The following is a 17,582-nucleotide window of genomic DNA, read 5'->3' as shown; positions in this document are numbered from 1 at the left end:
ATTCCGAGGATGATGAGGATATTCTTGCGTCGCGTCATTATGCTTCCGGGGGTGACAGGGTCGATTGCGTTATCATCGGGTGCTTACGTCGCGCCGGTTACCAGGCAGGCTGCGCAGGATGATCGAACTCACGCAGCTCGGCGTAGTTTTCGATCACATCCGACAGGTCAGGCGGCGCCAGTTTGCGAAGCGGTGCGTGGAAGGGACGGCTTGGATCAATAGCCAGATGGTCCAGCAACAAGGGAAAATCTTCGCGTAAATTTTCGTATTCAAGCTGCAACGCGTCGGGGAAGGTCGCGTCGATATGCGCTGCCAGCACCGATTGCCGTGCGATATATCGCTTCAGTTCCCGGGGGCAGACCTTGATGCTGCCGGTCTGGACCTCACCGTTCTTGCCGAACGGTCTGTCGCTGTGCCGTATCCCAAATCGGGTCATTCTTGCGCGGGATGCGAACGCAGCAAGGTGATTCAACCGGCGCAGGTGGATTGTCCGAACTTCGTTTTCATTGGCGTATGCGATCAACGCATCCTGAAATCGCGGGTCGATAAAGTCATCATAGATAATCTTGAAGCCTGTCGTACGGCTGGGAAATGTCATGACATGCGTCGACATGAAACCTATCGGGTTCGCATTTCGATCTGGCAGGATCTCGCGAATTCGCTGCGGCGGTAGCGGCTTTTCGCCCGGCGGAGGTATGAGACGGTCGATCCAGATGCGGCTGAACACCTCTCCATGGCAGATGATATCATTTTGCTTGTTGAGCAATTTGCTTAGAAAGGTCGATCCTGAGCGTGCCTGCGCGATGATCATGAAATTTCTTGGCCGCGAGTCCGAATGCATGGGGAGTTTATCCAGCTTTGCGGCGCCCCGTGTTTGTTCCGCGATCAACGGGTTCTTATGCGCACTGTTTAATATGAAAACAACCATAGGGTGTGTTATTGATATATACTATCTGTTAGGTTTAATTAGTCAATGCAGTGATCACGACCATTTGGGGTGCCATCAATGCCAACCCTCTCGACGCGGCGCTTGGACGTGGTTAGGTTTCCCAGATTACCGCTGCGGATTATGTCCGAGCGTCCTCAACGAAGTCGCAGCCTGGCGGCACATGGCTTGTGCCTTGTCGCCGAGATGCGCAGTATGAAAATGAAGAAACGTATCGAGCGGACCAGATCATTTGCGAACACGGTACGACACTGTTACCTGCGCGTAGCAAGCAGGTTTAGCAGGTAAACGCAGATGGAAAGCGCCAGAGAGCTTCGTCCGGTTCAGACGACGGTTGGGGGACGCGTCCTGCCGCGTTTTTCGACACTGCGCACCGTCGTTGCGCTGTGCCTGCGTGAGGTCACGACTTCCAACGGCGATACGGCGGGCGGCTATCTTTGGTCCGTCGTTTCGCCCGTCATCGGTATCATCGGTCTGACCTATATCTTTTCGGCGGGCTTCAGAACGCCGCCGCTTGGCGAGAATTTTGCGGTTTTCTATGCCACTGGCCTGTTACCCTTCACAATGTTTCGCAGCGTCTGCGCACGGGTCGAATTCTCGATCCGGTCCTCACGCAACTTGCTGAACTTTCCGCGCGTAACGATCTTTGATGTGTTGATCTCAAAATTCATTATGGCGCTGATAACACAGGCAGCCATTTCGGTGATCGTGCTTTCCTATATCCTGTATGTTTTCAGGCCGGACACGACCTTTCACATCATGCAGGTGCTGCAGTCCTTTTCTGTGGCGGCATTGCTCGGCTTCGGAATCGGGGTAATGAACTGTGCGGTGAAGACCAAATTCCCGCTGTGGGAGATGGTCTGGAACTTTGTCAGCCGCCCGTTACTGCTGATTTCCGGCGTTATTATTCTGGTCGAAAGCTTGCCGCGCCCTTACAGCGAATGGCTTTTGTGGAATCCACTGGTGCATATCACCGGCCGTATGCGCGAGGCGTTTTATGTCGACTATGTCGGCAGCTATACCGATCTGCGCTTCCCGCTGGAACTTGCGCTGATATCGACCTTTATCGGTCTGGCTGGCATCCGGCTGTTTGCGCGTGAGTTGTTGGATACATGAACCAGCCCGTCAAAAGCCCGCCTGGCCAACCTGCAAAACCACCCGAGGCGCTAAAAGCGCCAGAGATCACCTTTGACTACAACGATGTCGGCCCGGCGCGCCTGCGGCCGCGTCACGCCTTTCTGATTCTGACCTTCATTATCATTGTGGTCGTGCCTGTCGGGCTGAGTGCCTGGCTGTCGTGGAGCTTTGCCGGTACACTTCGACAGGTGACCTTCTCGGTGACGGTGCAAGAGCAATCGCTTGGTGTGTTGGGCGAATCGCCCACCGGCAGCGACGCGCTGCGCACTGCTGTGACGGGCAGCGGGGCTGAAGAAACCGCGATTGTCCGCCAGCTTGTCAACAGCGAGGATTTCTATCGTACCATCAGAGACGAAATCGATCTGACTGCGATCTGGCCACATGATCGGGTCGTTCCCTTTTTGCCGCCGCGATACGACGCCGACGCCCCGGTCGAGGAAGGGCATTCATATTGGCTGAACATGGTCTCTGTGAATCTGGGATCGCGGGACAACATTATCCGTATCACGGTGACAGCCTTCGATCAGCAATCGGCGGAGCGCCTGCTTCGCGCTATTCAGGCAGAGGCCGAGCGCCGTCTTAATCTTGCGCGCACCGCGACACTGACCGCAGCACGGGCCGAGGCTGAGAAGCGCGTGGAGGAGCTGCGGGTAACAGACGAGAAGAACCGTCAGGCTCTGCTGGAATTCAGGCTGAGAAGCGAATCCATCGACCCCTCCCTGCTGGGAGAACTGAACGCCGAGTTCCGAAATGTCCTTCGTTCCATGCAGGCTGAAGAGGAAATCGCCATTGCCGAGGCTTCTGCGTCCGTCAGTCAGGACGAGACACTGACGCGCCGCAGCGAAGATCGTATCGCCGCACTTCAGTATTATCTCGAAAACCCAGAATCGAGTCAGGGGCGCGTCGTCACCCCTAAGGAGGCCTCGGAACTGATCGCTGAGTATCATCCGCTGATTACCGAGGCGGAGATTTCCGGCCTTTCCTTGCGCGTGGCGGAACTGTCGATTCTGCATTACAACCGTGAACTGGAATCGAACAAGGTGTTTCTGACCAGTGTGACAGGCGGAAACTCTTCAACGATCCAGGTTTTCCCGCAGTTCGGACCCACCCTCATCGTCGTTTTCATCGGCACATTCACCGTCTGGTGCCTTGTTCTGCTGACCTTCTATGCAATCCGGGACCGGAAATGATCGTCCTCGATAACGTCACCAAGATTTTCTATTCGCGCCACGTCAAGAACGTGGTGTTTCAGGACCTGAACGCGGTGTTTCCCAGCCAAACATCCGTCGCACTTCTTGGCAGGAACGGGGCAGGTAAGTCGACGCTTCTGCAGGTCATGTCTGGCGCGCTGATCCCGAACTCGGGCCGGGTTCTGTCTGACGGGAATATCTCTTTCCCGATCGGTCTCGCCTCGTCGCTGCACCCGTTCATGAGCGGTGCGCAAAACACCAAGTTCATAGCCCGTATCTACGGCGCCGACACGGATTCTCTAAAGGATTTTGTCGAAGATTTTGCCGAACTGGACGAGAAATTCTATCTGCCTATCCGCACATATTCGTCGGGTATGCGATCTCGACTGATGTTCGGGATCAATATGGGCCTGAAGTTTGACACCTATCTGGTTGATGAGGTGTCGGCGGTTGGTGATGCCAGCTTCCGCGAAAAAAGCGAAGCTCTTTTTAAGGAGCGGATGAAGCAGTCGGGTGCCGTGTTCATCAGTCACTCCATGGCATTGGTGCGGCGCATGTGTACGGCAGGCGCAGTGCTGGAGAACGGGCGGATCACCTACTACGAAGACCTTGAAGAGGCGATCCGGGCCCACCACGAAAATATCAAGGCAAGCGACATCAACAACGATTAAGCTTGGCTTCTGAAGCCGGCTGGGCACGAAGGGGCGACTCGAAGCCGCCCCGTTCTGCCATCAGCGGCGGTCGCGGACGCTGTAATAGAACAGCAGCAGAACAGCCCAGCCAAGCAGCAGGATGCCGAATATTCTCAGCAAGAGCATCGGGCGGTTCGGTAATTCGGCGGATTCCGCAAGCCGCGGTTCTATATGAGCTGCCAGATAGCGAGACTGGCGCTGACCTTCGGCAAGCGCGGTTTCGTATGAGGATTGGGCTGCACGATAGGTGGTTTCGGCGAATTCCATATCGGCGGCCAATTCCTCAAACTGGGCGACCATCTGGGCATAGCTTTCGCCGTTCGGACCTTCGCCGCCTTCGCCGAACTTCGAGCGTTCGGCGTCGATCTGCGCCTGAATTGCATCCACCTTGCGTTGGCCCTGAATGACGCGAGCGTCATTTTCCTGTGCGGTTTCGCGCAGGGTGTCCAGTGCGATCATCGCCTCGACCAGTTGCGATTGCAGCGTGCTTAGCACCGTCATCTGGCCTTCAAGGTCAGCTTCAGGATCGACGATTTGTGTCTGCATTCTGAACGCAGTCATCGCCTGGCGCGCTATCGTCAGGTTCTCCTGTGCCTTTTCCAGTTCACCGCGTGAGAACCGCGTTGCGTCGTCGCGGGCGATATCGGACAGGCGGTTGATAGTTTTGCTGGATTCGTCAAATGCAGCCTGCGCAATTTCCAATGCATCTTCAGCGGTGAAAGCCATAACTTCCAAAGTGATAAGCTGGCTGGCAGAGTCGTAGTCGACCCTGACCTGTTTGCGCCAGTAATCTGTCAAATCTTCCAGCGATCCGCTCGGGTCGTAGCCGAAGATTGGATCAATTTCGTTGGCCTTGGAAAATTTGCCCACAAGATCGACGCGCTCATTTATGGTTGCGACGATGTCCTGACTGCGCAGAAAGTCATAAAGAATATCCGGGTCCGAAGCACTGTTTGATCCGGTCAACTGGGTCAGACCGCCCAGAAGATCAAGCGTCGGGTTTGCCTCTTCCTTGCGGACAGAGAAACCGACCGTCGAAATATACTGATCCTGCGCCCGAGCCCACAGGTACCAGCCCCAGACAGCGGTTGGCAAAAAAACCAGAAAAAGCAACGATGCAAGGATCAGTGTCCGTGTCAGACGCTGACCTTTGCTTTTGCCAGTGGCGCGCACGCGCTTCGCGGGGGCCGACCGACGTGTTGTGTTCACTTGTGTTTCGGCCATACTGCCTTCCTGCCAATGCCCTTCCGGCCCTTCCCGGGCAGGGGCAGATATATACGCGGTCTCCCGGCATGACCAGCCAAGAGACCGCGAGCGTCGCGTCGTTCAGTTCACAAAAAGCGGCGAAGTCTTAATGCATTGCTGACGACAAAGACAGAGGACATTGCCATCGCAGCCGCCGCAAGCATCGGCGAAAGCTGCGGTCCGCCAAATGGGACAAGCACACCCATCGCAACCGGAATCAGCAAGGCGTTATAGGCGAACGCCCAGAACAGGTTCTGCCTGATATTGCGCATGACCGCCCGACTCAGACGGATCGTTAATGGCACCAGCGTCGGATCGGGGCGCATCAGCACCACCTCGGCGGCCTCTATCGCGATATCGGTTCCTGAGCCCATGGCGATGCCGGTATCCGCCCCCGCGAGAACGGGCGCATCGTTTATCCCGTCACCCACAAACACGGTGCCTTTGCCCATCTGACCCACGGATGCAAGTTTTGCCTCGGGCGAAACGCCGCCCTGCACATCATCAATCCCCAGCGACTGGCCGACAGCAGCGGCAGCGCGTGGCACGTCGCCCGACAGCAGGGCCGTGCGCAGTCCCAGTTCGTGCAGGCGGGATATGGCCGGTTTAGACTCTGCGCGCGGCTGATCTGATACGAGAAAGCAGGCGACATGCACGTCATCGATGGCCATGAAAATGGGCGTCTGTCCTTTTGACGCTGCCTGTTCGGCCGCAGCAACCAAGTCCTCCCTCGCCACGATTCCTGCGGTCTTTAATGCTGCGAGGTTGCCAAGCAGGACCTTTTGCCCGTCAACCAGACCGGCAATGCCGTGACCCGGCTTGGCCTCGACGTTACTTGGCGTTGGTGTTGCAATGCCCTCAGCATCCGCCGCTTCGATAATTGCACGGGCCAGCGGATGCTCTGAACCGGCCTCGACCGCTGCGGCCAGACGCAGAACCTCTTCGCGTTTCTGCGTGGGCGCTTCGATATGGGTGAGTTTCGGGCGACCTTCAGTCAGCGTACCGGTTTTGTCAAACGCCACGATCCTGGCCTCTGACAGCCGTTGCAGGGCATCGCCGCGCCGGAACAGAATGCCAAGCTGCGCCCCGCGTCCGGTGCCGACCAGAATCGACACTGGCACCGCAAGACCCATCGCACAGGGACATGCGATGATCAGCACTGATATCGCAGCAACAACGGCCTGCGGCAGGGCCGGAGAAGGCGCAAGCATCATCCAGAGCGCGAAGGCCAGCAACGCAAGAACCATCACGACCGGCACAAAAATGCGGGTCACCCGATCAACGAGCGCCTGAACCGGCAATTTGCCAGCCTGCGCCTGCTCGACCAGCCGGACAATGCCAGCCAGCCGCGTATCCGCACCGGTTGCGGTCACCCGGTAGCGCAGCGGCGAATTGCCGTTAACCGTCCCGCCGGTGAGCGGGGCGCCTGCGGACTTCGTTGCCGGAACGGGTTCGCCCGTCAGCATGGATTCATCGACGGTGCCTTGCCCCTCGATAACCTCTCCATCTACGGCCACACGCTCTCCGGGGCGCAGGCGGACGATATCGCCGGGGCGAATATCAGCCACCGGAAGGTCTTGCACCGAACCGTCGCGTTCGACTTGCGCGGAATCGGGCGACAGGTCCATCAACCGCCGGATCGCCTGACCCGCCTGACCCTTGGCGCGGGCCTCCAGCCAGCGACCCAGCAGGATCAGCGTCACAATCACGGCCGCGCTTTCATAGTAGACGTGCCGTGCGTCTTCGGGCAGCAGCCCCGGTGCGAAAGTGGTCACGGCTGAATAAAGGAAAGCCGCCGATGCCCCCAGCACAACCAGGCTGTTCATCTCTGGCGCGCCGCGCATCAAGGCCGGGACGCCATGACGGTAGAATATGCGCCCCGGACCGACCAACACCGCGGTGGTAAGCAGAAACTCGATGATCCATAGGATCTGATTGGGCATCACACCGGCCAACCAGTGATGGAAGGCCGGGACCGCATGGCCGCCCATTTCAACGATGAAGATGGGGAGCGTCAGCAAAAGCGAGGTAATGAAGGCTCGACGAAGTGTTTCGGCGTCATCCTCATGATGATCGTGCGAAGCCGCGGCTTTGCCCGTATCGGCCTGCAGCGCGCGCGCAGGATAGCCGCTGTCACTGACAGCTTTCGCAAGCAGATCCGCAGTCACTGCCGGGCTATGGGTGATTTCTGCACGGCCGGTGACAAGGTTCACTTCGGCACTTGCCACACCATCCACCGCGGACAGGGTGCGCTCCACCCGCCCGACGCAGGAGGCACAGGTCATACCCTCGACATTCAGCGTGGTTGTCTGGTCAATGGCCGGATAACCGGCGCGTTGCAGGGCTTCGGTCACCAATGGAAGGGCTGTGGGTTCTGTCAGCCGCATTGCGCCCGCCCGGTGGCAAGGTTGACCTGCGGCTCTGATACGCCCGGCACAGCCGAAAGCGCACGTTCCACTCGCCCCACGCATGAGGCGCAGCTTAATCCAGAAAGCGAGAGTTCAATGTTTTGCCCGGATGCGGGCGATTGCCGGTTGTGACCGGCAGCTAAGTCAGCAGTGGTGCTCATTTCTTTGTCCTGATCTGATCTGAATCGCAAAAGGTCCAGAGATCAGGGCAGGCGGGGCCTGCGGGTGCTGTGGCAGCACGATGTGTGGATCGGTCGCGGGCCAGCTGGCATGCAACAGCAGGGGCGGCAGCCCCGCACTTTGGCCGATCACGGCGTCTGCCGCCATCCTGAAACGCCCGCCACCCATGTGACAGCGACAGCCGCGACCACCACGACCACGGCACAGATGTGCGGGCCTTGTGGCGGCTTTGCGTGGCGCAACTGGGCGCATATGGGTGGCGGCGCGTTCCATATCGCGAACATGTGAACTGATATGGCCCGCGTCAAGCCCCCGGCGACAAGCCGGGATTGAGTTGCGGCAGCGATCCCTGTAGATTGGCGCAAACGAGCAGTTACAGGATGATTTTCCATGAACCGTCGTCAGGTTTTCGGGCTTGCAGTGCCCCTTATCGCAGCGCCCTCTTTGGCCCTGTCTCAAGCAAAGACCGATCAGTATGAGCCGACAGAAGTTCCGATCCGCGAAGGTTTCGAGGTCGGGTCCATCGTCGTCGTTTCTGACGATTTCTTTCTTTACCATGTGATTGCGCCGGATCGCGCCATCCGCTACGGCGTTGCCGTCGGTCAGGCGGAACTGGTCTGGAAGGGCAAGGCGCGGATCGGTCGAAAGGCCGAATGGCCAAGCTGGACGCCGACACCCGACATGATCGAGCGTAAACCGGAACAATACGGCCAGTACAAGGACGGTATGCCCGGCGGTCCGCGCAACCCGTTGGGCGCGCGTGCGCTGTATCTCTACGATGCCAACGGCAATGATACCGCAATCCGGATTCACGGCACGACAGAGCCGGGGTCGATCGGTCGCGCGGTATCGAATGGCTGTATCCGGATGCGTAACCATGCCGTCATGGCTCTGTTCGAGCAGGTGCCGGTTGGCACTCCGGTCTACGTTTTCTGATCGGGAAAGAGTTTCCGATTGAACGGTCGAACCACGCTGCGGCTCGATTCGGTTAACGCCGTTTCGGGCCGTTTTGATGACGTTATCGACGTCCGTGCACCGTCGGAATTCGCCGTGGATCATCTGCCGGGTTCGATAAATCTTCCCGTGCTCGACGATGACGAACGTGCTCAGGTCGGAACAATCTACAAGCAGGTTTCGCCTTTCGATGCGCGGAAGGTCGGTGCGGCCTTGGTGGCAGCCAACGTTGCCCGCCACATCGCAGGGCCCTTGGCGGACCGTCCGGGGGGATGGCGGCCTGTGGTCTATTGCTGGCGCGGTGGGCAGCGGTCCGGCGCGATGGCCACAATCCTGTCGCAAGTTGGTTGGCGCGTCGCCCGGGTCGAAGGTGGGTATAAATCGTGGCGAAATCTGGTTGTCCGACGCGTTCAGGAGCAGGGGTTTCCTTCCCAGGTTCTTGTGCTCGACGGCAACACCGGCAGCGCGAAAACAGCGATCCTGAACCGGCTGGCTGCACGCGGGCATCAGGTCATTGATCTGGAAGACCTGGCGAACCATCGGGGCAGCCTTTTCGGTGCAATGGGCGATCAGCCGAGCCAGAAGATGTTTGAGGGTCGGCTTGCAAGCGCGATGGAGGCGCTTGATCTGTCGCGCCCCGTGCTACTGGAAGCCGAAAGCTCTCGGATCGGGCAGCTGTCGCTGCCTCGGGCCGTGTGGCACGGCATCGCGCAAGCCCGCCGCCTGACCCTTGAGGTCCCGCTTGAGGCAAGAGCCGCCTATTCGGCAAGTGATTATGCCGACATCGCGCATGACACTGATCGTATTCAGGCGATCATACGTAAACTCGCCCCCTTACACGCGGTCGACCGAATTGAAGCGTGGCAGAAACTGGCAGCGACGCGGGACTGGAAGAAGCTTGCCGAAGGCCTGATGCGGGCCCATTACGATCCGCGCTACGCGAAGCATCGTGCCCGATATGCGTCCCAGGAGGCCGGAAGAGTCAGTCTGGCGGACCTTCGCGATCTGGATCAGGCGGCAGCGAAGGTCGAGGATGGGTTGTCGCAAATTGTCGACAGCTAATCGAACGACTTAGTTCGCCAGCATGATCCCGATGACAACGGCCATCAGGCCGATGACAGACGCGCCAAGGGCTGCCATGTTGACGGCAACCACCCGCTGCATCCGTGCGCGGAACTGCACCTCATCCAGCCCGCTGCGCCGCGCCTGCCAGACAGTGAAGATGCACCACAGAATACCGGTAAGCCCGAGCAGTGTCAGCAAAGCGCCGCACCAGATCACAATATCAAATATATCCATGCCGTCCTCTTTCCGGGCTGGCATAGCCGCGATTGCAGAACCCGGCAAGACGGCCTATGTCTGCCGCGCCGAGAATGAGGGAAATCATGCAGGACGATCAGGTCTACAACGTTGCAGCCGAAGAGTTGCGCCAGTTCATCGAGCAGTATGAGCAGCTTGAGGCAGAGAAAAAAGACGTAACGGAGCGTCAGAAGGAGATTATGGCCGAGGCGAAGGCACGCGGCTATGACACCAAGGTGATGAAAAAGGTCATCGCCCTGCGCAAACGCGACCGGGACGATATTGCCGAGGAAGAGGCGATTCTGGATATGTATAAAGCCGCCTTGGGCATGTGACGGGCCCACTCTGCTTCAGCGGTTCAAGCTTTCGCTGAGGCAGAAGCATCTTACCAGACCAGCCAAAGGGCGGCGCAGTCGCTGCTGTTGGTTGCCTATTCAGCTAAGCCGCAGTCCGCTGTTTTCCGCAAACATCATGACATGTGCCGGATCGAAGCTGAGACCCACCGTTTCACCCGGCACAAGGTCGCTCGATCCCGGCGCATTGCACCGTAGTCGGTGGGCGTGACCGGCTAGCCCCAGTTCGATAACACTTTCGCGCCCAAGACTATGAACGCGCAGGACCTGTGCATTCCCCGTCTGCGGGCGGCACCGGCAGGGACGCAGGTGTTCTGGCCGGATGGCACAGGTGATATTGCTGCCCTCAGCCACGCCATGTGCCGGGATCATCCCAAGCTTGGTTTCGACATGACCGTCGCGGACATTGCCCTGCAGCATGTTCAGATCTGCAAGGAGTTGCGCGACCGGCAGTGCCGCAGGCCGGTGGTAAAGGTTCTGGGGGGTCCCCTCTTGCAGGATGCGGCCCCGGTCCATCACAGCGATGCGGTCGGCCATCATCATGGCCTCATCCGGGTCATGCGTCACCAGAATTGCAGTCGTGCCGCTTTCACGCAGCAGATCAAGCGTGAACTCTCGCATTTCAGCGCGCAGGCGTTGATCGAGGCTTGAGAAAGGCTCGTCCAGCATCATGATTTTCGGCTGTGCTGCGAGCGCGCGGATCAGCGCGATACGCTGTTGTTCGCCGCCAGACAGCATATGCGGATACTTCTGGCCGTATCCGGTCAGCCCCACGCGGTCGAGCAATTGGCCAACCTGAACCTCTGCCCGCTTTGCCTTTGGGATACCGAAGGCAATATTCTGCGCGATGGTCATGTGGGGAAACAGGGCAAGGTCCTGAAACACCATCCCAACGGGCCGACGCTCTGGCGGCGTTGTGAAGCTGGCGTCGCTGACGACCTGTCCGTCAATACGGATTTCGCCCTGATCGAGCTTTTCGATACCCGCGATCAGGCGCAGCGTCGTGGATTTGCCGCAGCCAGACGGGCCCAGCAGGCAGGTCACACCACCGCCGGCGACGTCGAGGGATAGCCCCTGAACCGCTGGAGTCGCGGCAAACCGCCGCTCTGCGTTTTTGATCTGCAGCATCGGGACAACGCTTTGCGCGTTACAGAGCCTTGCTGGGGATAGCATTTCCATCTGTTTCATTTCGGTCGTGGCAACTGGCTAGACGTTCAGATTCAATCTTTACTTATTCTGTAGGATTAATAGAAGAGAAAAAAAGTCAGAGGAGAAAATACGTGAATATCAAGATATTGGTCGCAGCCGGTCTCGGCGTTGCTTTTCAATCGGCGCCGCTGGCCGCGTTTTCGGATGAAATTAACCTGTATACCACGCGTGAGCCCAAGCTGGTTGAGCCGCTGCTGGACGCTTTCAGCGAGGAAACCGGGATCGAGGTCAATACGATCTTCCTGAAGGACGGGATGCCCGAGCGCGTGGAGCAGGAAGGCGAGGCCTCGCCCGCTGATATCCTGATGACCGTCGATATCGGCAACCTTGTTGATCTGGTTGACCGCGATCTGACGCAACCCGTCGATTCCGCCGTCCTGAACGAGGCAATTCCGGCGAACTTGCGTGACAAGGACGGAAACTGGTTCGCCCTGTCGTTGCGCGCACGCGCCCTTTACGCGGCAAAAGATCTGGAACTGGACAGCTTCAAATATGAAGAGCTCTCCGATCCGGCATGGAAGGGCAAGGTCTGCATCCGTTCGGGCCAGCACCCGTATAATATCGCACTGACGGCGGCCTATATCACGCATCATGGCGCTGAAGAGACCAAGGCGTGGCTTGAGGGTGTGAAGGCAAACCTTGCCCGGACCGCCGGTGGCGGCGACCGTGACGTTGCGCGCGACATCATGGGCGGTATCTGTGATATCGGCATTGCCAACACCTATTATGTCGGACTGATGCGCAGCGGCGCAGGCGGGCCCGAGCAGGAAGAATGGGCCAAGGCGATGAAGCTCATCCTGCCGACCTTCGAAGACGGCGGAACGCAGGTCAATATTTCGGGTGCGGCCGTTGCGAAATATGCGCCGAACAAGGATCAGGCCGTTCAGCTTCTGGAATATCTGGTCTCGGATGAGGCGCAGAAGATCTATGCCGATGCCAATTTCGAATATCCGGTGAAAGCCGGCGTCGAGGTGAACCCGCTTGTCGGCGAGTTCGGCGAATTGCAGATCGATTCCACCGACCTGACCGAAATCGCGCGCGAGCGTAAGGCGGCCAGCGAGTTGACCGACGAAGTCGGCTTCGACAACTGATCCCGGCTCCGCTATGCGTATCTCCGCGCTGTCTTGCGCGGTGATACGCCCCTGAGGAGGTTACCCATGTCCCTGACGCCGGGCAGTGGATGGCGCCTGATCGCAGTCCTGATCGCGGCGATTGTCGTTCTGCCGGTCGTTGCGCTTTTCGGTTTTGCCCTTCAGGGCAGCGTCGGGCTGTGGTCGCACCTTTTCCGCAATGTGCTTGCCAATGCGCTGACCCAGACAGTGATTCTGCTGTGCGGCGTTGGGATTATCGTGGCGTTGCTGGGGACCGTAACGGCGTGGCTGATTGCCGGTTTCGATTTTCCCGGTCGCCGCGTCCTGGGCTGGGCATTGCTGCTGCCGCTGGCGGTGCCGACCTATATCGTTGCTTACGCCTATCTGGACATCTTGCACCCCATCGGTCCGGTTCAGTCGCTGATCCGCAATGTGCTGGGCTATTCCAGCCCGCGGGATTTCAGGCTGCCTGACATCCGGTCGATGACCGGCTGCATCATCCTGCTGGGCTTTGTGCTGTATCCTTATGTTTACCTTCCCGTGCGTGCCCTTTTCGCGACGCAGGCGGCGAACATGCTGGAGGCAAGCCGCACGCTTGGCGCGGGACCGCTGCGTATTTTCTGGCGTGTCGTCGTGCCACTCGCGCGGCCAGCGATTGCGGCGGGTATGGCGCTTGCATTGATGGAAACGCTGAATGACATTGGCGCGGCAGAGTTTCTGGGTGTCCGCACCCTGACAGTCACGGTCTATTCGACATGGCTGAACCGGACCGACCTGCCGGGGGCCGCACAGATTGCGCTTGTCATGCTGCTGGTTGTGATCGCACTTGTGGTGATGGAGCGTGCGGCGCGAAGCGGGCAGGTCTATGCCAGCGGGTCACGACGGCAGGTGCCATTGGCGCGGGTAAAGCTGGGTGGTGTGGCCGGACTGACTGCGATGGCAGTCTGCCTGATCCCCGTCCTGATCGGCTTCGTCGCCCCCGCCACCTATCTGATCCATCAGGCATGGCGCAGGTATCAATTCGCCGGCATTCCCGAACGTATCTGGACAGAGACTTGGCAGACGGCGGTTCTGGCGATGTCGGCGACGGTCATTGCGGTCTGTCTTGGGATGCTGGTCAGCGTGGCGCCGCGCTTTTCCTCCGGCCCGGTAACAAGGGCGGCTGTTCGTCTGTCGACACTAGGCTACGCCCTGCCCGGAACGATCCTTGCGATTGGGTTGCTGCCGGTGATCATTTTCGCCGACCGGCAAATTTCGGCGGTGCTCGGCTGGTTCATGGCGGATGCACCGCAATTGATCTTGCTGGGTGCGGGGGCAGGCATGATCTACGCCTATGTCGCGCGTTTTCTGGCGATTGCCGCCGGCGGGATAGAGGCTGGCATGACCCGCGTGCCCGCCAGCTTCGATCATGCGGCCCGCAGCCTTGGACGTAGCCCGTCGGGCGTGTTCAGACAGATACATCTGCCACTGTCGCGCGCCTCCATGACGGCGGCCGGTCTGCTGATCTTCGTCGACTGCGTGAAAGAGCTTCCCGCCACACTGTTGCTGCGGCCGCTCAACGTCGAGACGCTGGCTACGCATCTTTACGGAGAGGCTGCGCGGGGCACCTATGAAGATGCCTCGATCGCAGCACTGATGATCGTTTTCATCGGCATGATACCCGTGGTTCTGCTGTCCGGTCGGATACGGGTCTGACCCCGTTCCTCTCAAACGAACACCGGGTTCGTTGATGGCTGGCTGGAACGAACGGACGGTCTGGCACATTCTGTTATCAGATCAATGGTAGGAGAGGCTTTTCAATGACCGAACTTACGATCACGAAAGAAGACGGCGACCGCCGGGGCCGTTACGTTGCCGCGCTTGACGGCATTGATGCAGAGGGCGAGATCACCTTTACCCATCGTGGTGACGGGGTCATCAGCGCGGATCACACGGGTGTTCCCGATGAACTGGGCGGCAAGGGCGTCGCGAAGGCGCTGCTTGACTATATGTTGGATGATGCGCGCCAGAATGGCTTTCGTATCGTTCCGGTCTGCCCGTTTATCCGTGCGCAGTATCAGCGCCATCCCGAATGGTCCGATCTGTTCACGACGAAGCCGGGCGAAGATCCTTAGACGGCATTCACACGGAAGGTTGAAATATGGGACAACTCGTTGACGGCGTTTGGCATGACGTCTGGTATGACACCGAAAGCACTGGCGGACGCTTCAAGCGCACGACGACGTCTTGGCGCAACTGGATCACGGCTGATGGCTCGGCCGGGCCAAGCGGCGAGGGTGGCTTTGCCGCCGAAAGCGGGCGCTACCATCTGTATGTCTGCTATGCCTGCCCCTGGGCCCATCGCGCCCTGATTTTCCGGCAGATCAAAGGTCTGGCACCACATATCGACATTTCCGCCGTGCATCCGGACATGCTGAAGGAAGGGTGGGAGTTTCGGACCGATTTCCCTGGCGCAACCGGCGATACATTGTTCGGCCTGCCCCATCTGCGCGACGTATACCTTCGCGCTGATCCGAAAGCCTCTGGCCGTGTGACTGTGCCTGTGCTCTGGGACAAGCAGCGCAATACCATCGTCAGCAACGAAAGCGCCGAGATCATCCGCATGTTCAACGCAGCCTTCAACGGGCTGACGGGAAATGATGACGACTATTACCCCGAAGAACTGCACGATCAGATTCACGCATTGAATGACCGCATCTATGACACGGTGAATAACGGGGTCTACAAGGCAGGCTTTGCCACCAGCCAGGAAGCCTATGACGAGGCGATTGTTCCGCTGTTTGATAGCCTGGACTGGCTGGAGGACCTGCTGGGAAGCAACCGCTATCTGGCGGGCGACAGGCTGACAGAAGCGGATTGGCGGCTTTTCACGACCATGCTTCGCTTTGACCCGGTCTATCACACGCATTTCAAATGCAACCGGAAATGGCTGCGCGAATATCCCAACCTGTGGGGCTGGACGCGAGAGCTTTATCAGCTCCCCGGCGTGGCAGAGACGGTCAATTTCGATCACATCGTGCGCCACTATCATTACAGCCACGATACGATAAACCCCCACAGGATCATCCCGATCAATCCGGTCATTGACTGGGATGAGCCGCACAATCGGGGCTGACCGAACGGACATGGTGCGCGCCGCCTATGCCTGTGCAGGGCAACCGGCGCCCTTCCGCGCTGTCACAATAGCTGCACAGAAACGTTAATGAAGGTTTACACTCCTCTGCCATGACCAGCCCGAAACAATCGGAGCTTCTCATGCGAAACTGCATTATCCCCCTTAGCGTCGCTTCCATGTTGCTTGCTTCTGCGGCAACTGCGCAGGTATCGATCAGCCAGCAGGACAGCCAGTGGTTCACCGACGCGCAGGCGCGCATTGATGAACTGGCCGCCGTCCAGCCCAACACCAATCGCGCCAAGAATGTCATCCTGTTCGTTGCAGACGGTAACGGTGTGGGCACGAACTATGCCACACGTCTGTGGGTTGGTCAGCAGGCCGGCGGTTCGGGCGAGGATCATGTTCTGCCGCAGGAACAGTTTCCGAACCTGGCTTTGGTGAAAACTTATACCACCAACGGACAGACGCCCGACTCGGCACCGACCGCCAGTGCCATGAACACCGGCATCAAGTCGCGCAATGGCACGATCAACATCGACGACGCAGGTGCCTATGACAGCTGCGATGCCGCCGCGAATGCGGGTCTGACGACATTCGCCGAAATCGTAAGCGATATGGGCAAGTCGGTTGGGGTCGTGTCGACGGCGCGGATCACCCATGCGACCCCGGCTGCCGTCTACGCCAAAACGGCCAACCGCAATTGGGAAGACAATACCGCGCTGCCAGAGAACTGCGCACAGAAAGACATCGCGGCGCAGTTGGTCGACGCGGTCGACGCCGGCACGATTGATTTCGTCATGGGTGGTGGCCGCCGTCACTTCCTGCCCAACGGCATCACCGATGAAGAAGGCAATGACGGTCGGCGCACCGATGACCGCAACCTGATCGAGGAAATCGAAGGCAAGGGCTGGCAGTATGTCTGGAATGACGAGACCGCCGCCGCTGCCGATCAGACGAAACCGGTTCTTGGTCTCTTCGAAGCCAGCCACATGATGTATGAAGAAGACCGCAGCGGCGAGCCTTCACTGGCAGAGATGACCGAGATGGCCATCAACAACCTCTCGAACAACGAAGAGGGCTTCTACCTGGAGGTTGAGGGTGGCCGTGTCGACCACGCCAATCACGACGGCAACCTGCACCGCGCCGTAACCGATGGCGCCGCCTTCGCGGAAGCGATCGAAAAAGCGGTTTCGATGGTCGATATGGAAGAGACGCTGATTATCGTCACCGCCGACCATGAACACGCGATTGCTTTCAACGGATATTGCGGCCTTGGCACGCCGATCACCGGTCTTTGCTATCAGGTGGATGACAACGGAAACGCCCATACAGAAGAGCCGAATATCGGTCTGGACGGCAAGCCCTACACCGTCGCTGGCTACCTGAACGGTGCGGGTTCGGTCATGCATGAGATCGTACCGGAAGAGGCTACTGCCGATCACGCAAATGTCGATGGGCAGGCCGACGACTCGGCCGAGCAGGAAGCAGCGGAAGAGCCCGCAACGCCGGAATATGGTGGCTCGCGCCCCGACCTGACGCAGGAAGAGGCAACGGATATCGACTATCTTCAGCAGGCACTGATCCCGATGACATCAGAAACCCACTCGGGCGAGGATGTTGCCGTCTTGGCCGACGGTCCGTGGTCGCATCTGTTCCGCGGCGTGATAGAGCAGAACCTGATCTTCCACGTCATGTATCAAGCAGTAACTGCCGAGTAACTTTGGCAAAGAAACAAGGGGCAGGGCCGTTCGCGGCCCGCCCCG

16 protein-coding genes and 1 pseudogene are annotated in these 17,582 nt (G+C 58.9%); 12 read left to right on the top strand and 5 right to left on the bottom strand.

Features of this window, described 5'->3' with window-relative positions:
- Positions 1-97: 97 nt before the first annotated feature.
- Positions 98-598, bottom strand: coding sequence for a hypothetical protein (locus PAF20_RS13520; RefSeq protein WP_271071127.1), 501 nt, complete (start codon positions 596-598; stop codon positions 98-100).
- 642 nt (positions 599-1,240) lie between these two features.
- Between PAF20_RS13520 and PAF20_RS13515 the strand changes: the two genes are divergently transcribed.
- From PAF20_RS13515 to PAF20_RS13505, 3 genes are read left to right on the top strand one after another with little or no spacing between them, the layout of a single operon-like run.
- Positions 1,241-2,062, top strand: coding sequence for an ABC transporter permease (locus tag PAF20_RS13515; protein ID WP_271071126.1), 822 nt, complete (start codon positions 1,241-1,243; stop codon positions 2,060-2,062).
- Positions 2,059-3,273, top strand: coding sequence for a hypothetical protein (locus PAF20_RS13510; RefSeq protein ID WP_271071125.1), 1,215 nt, complete (start codon positions 2,059-2,061; stop codon positions 3,271-3,273). The genes PAF20_RS13515 and PAF20_RS13510 overlap by 4 nt, the downstream gene beginning before the upstream one ends.
- Complete coding sequence (locus tag PAF20_RS13505; protein WP_271071124.1) at positions 3,270-3,944, top strand: ABC transporter ATP-binding protein; 675 nt, start codon at positions 3,270-3,272, stop codon at positions 3,942-3,944. Before PAF20_RS13510 ends, PAF20_RS13505 begins: the two co-directional genes overlap by 4 nt.
- A 60-nt stretch (positions 3,945-4,004) precedes the next feature.
- Here PAF20_RS13505 and PAF20_RS13500 read toward each other — a convergent pair whose 3' ends face one another.
- Together PAF20_RS13500 and PAF20_RS13495 are read right to left on the bottom strand one after the other, a co-directional pair.
- The gene (locus PAF20_RS13500) at positions 4,005-5,189 is read right to left on the bottom strand and encodes a KpsE/RkpR family capsule polysaccharide export protein (RefSeq protein ID WP_271071123.1); all 1,185 of its coding nucleotides are present in this window, start codon (positions 5,187-5,189) and stop codon (positions 4,005-4,007) included.
- Positions 5,190-5,296: 107 nt separating this feature from the next.
- A pseudogene (locus tag PAF20_RS13495) lies at positions 5,297-7,779 on the bottom strand (heavy metal translocating P-type ATPase).
- 109 nt (positions 7,780-7,888) lie between these two features.
- On the opposite strand from PAF20_RS13495, the gene PAF20_RS13490 reads away from it, so the two are divergent.
- From PAF20_RS13490 to mnmH, 3 genes are all read left to right on the top strand, one after another.
- A complete protein-coding gene (locus tag PAF20_RS13490) occupies positions 7,889-8,086 on the top strand; it encodes a hypothetical protein (protein ID WP_271071122.1) in 198 nt (65 codons plus the stop codon).
- A gap of 102 nt (positions 8,087-8,188) precedes the next feature.
- Positions 8,189-8,734 (top strand): L,D-transpeptidase, encoded by a 546-nt coding sequence (locus PAF20_RS13485; RefSeq protein WP_271071121.1) that lies wholly within the window; start codon positions 8,189-8,191, stop codon positions 8,732-8,734.
- An 18-nt stretch (positions 8,735-8,752) separates the two neighbouring features.
- The gene (mnmH, locus tag PAF20_RS13480) at positions 8,753-9,814 is read left to right on the top strand and encodes a tRNA 2-selenouridine(34) synthase MnmH (RefSeq protein ID WP_271071120.1); all 1,062 of its coding nucleotides are present in this window, start codon (positions 8,753-8,755) and stop codon (positions 9,812-9,814) included.
- A 9-nt stretch (positions 9,815-9,823) separates the two neighbouring features.
- Here the strand turns inward: mnmH and PAF20_RS13475 are convergent, their stop codons facing one another.
- Entirely contained in the window at positions 9,824-10,051 is a 228-nt protein-coding gene (locus tag PAF20_RS13475; protein ID WP_271071119.1) for a hypothetical protein, read from the bottom strand.
- Positions 10,052-10,137: 86 nt separating this feature from the next.
- Here PAF20_RS13475 and PAF20_RS13470 point away from each other — a divergent pair, with 86 nt between their 5' ends.
- Positions 10,138-10,386, top strand: a complete 249-nt coding sequence (locus PAF20_RS13470; protein ID WP_271073330.1) for a DUF2312 domain-containing protein — start codon at positions 10,138-10,140, stop codon at positions 10,384-10,386.
- Positions 10,387-10,485: 99 nt separating this feature from the next.
- Here PAF20_RS13470 and PAF20_RS13465 read toward each other — a convergent pair whose 3' ends face one another.
- Entirely contained in the window at positions 10,486-11,532 is a 1,047-nt protein-coding gene (locus PAF20_RS13465) for an ABC transporter ATP-binding protein (protein ID WP_271071118.1), read from the bottom strand.
- Between the two features lie 152 nt (positions 11,533-11,684).
- On the opposite strand from PAF20_RS13465, the gene PAF20_RS13460 reads away from it, so the two are divergent.
- From PAF20_RS13460 to PAF20_RS13440, 5 genes are all read left to right on the top strand, one after another.
- On the top strand, positions 11,685-12,704 hold the full coding sequence (locus tag PAF20_RS13460; protein ID WP_271071117.1) for a Fe(3+) ABC transporter substrate-binding protein: 1,020 nt from the start codon (positions 11,685-11,687) through the stop codon (positions 12,702-12,704).
- 66 nt (positions 12,705-12,770) lie between these two features.
- The gene (locus PAF20_RS13455; RefSeq protein WP_271071116.1) at positions 12,771-14,399 is read left to right on the top strand and encodes an ABC transporter permease; all 1,629 of its coding nucleotides are present in this window, start codon (positions 12,771-12,773) and stop codon (positions 14,397-14,399) included.
- A 104-nt stretch (positions 14,400-14,503) separates the two neighbouring features.
- On the top strand, positions 14,504-14,818 hold the full coding sequence (locus PAF20_RS13450) for a GNAT family N-acetyltransferase (protein ID WP_271071115.1): 315 nt from the start codon (positions 14,504-14,506) through the stop codon (positions 14,816-14,818).
- Positions 14,819-14,844: 26 nt separating this feature from the next.
- Positions 14,845-15,819, top strand: a complete 975-nt coding sequence (locus PAF20_RS13445; protein ID WP_271071114.1) for a glutathione S-transferase family protein — start codon at positions 14,845-14,847, stop codon at positions 15,817-15,819.
- Between the two features lie 176 nt (positions 15,820-15,995).
- Entirely contained in the window at positions 15,996-17,537 is a 1,542-nt protein-coding gene (locus tag PAF20_RS13440; RefSeq protein ID WP_271071113.1) for an alkaline phosphatase, read from the top strand.
- The last annotated feature ends 45 nt before the right edge of the window (positions 17,538-17,582 follow it).

Origin of the sequence: Paracoccus albus (assembly GCF_027913035.1) — a bacterium.
GTDB lineage: Bacteria > Pseudomonadota > Alphaproteobacteria > Rhodobacterales > Rhodobacteraceae > Paracoccus > Paracoccus albus.
Note: the sequence above shows the minus strand (reverse complement) of the source record. Positions and strands in the feature narration are given on the sequence as shown.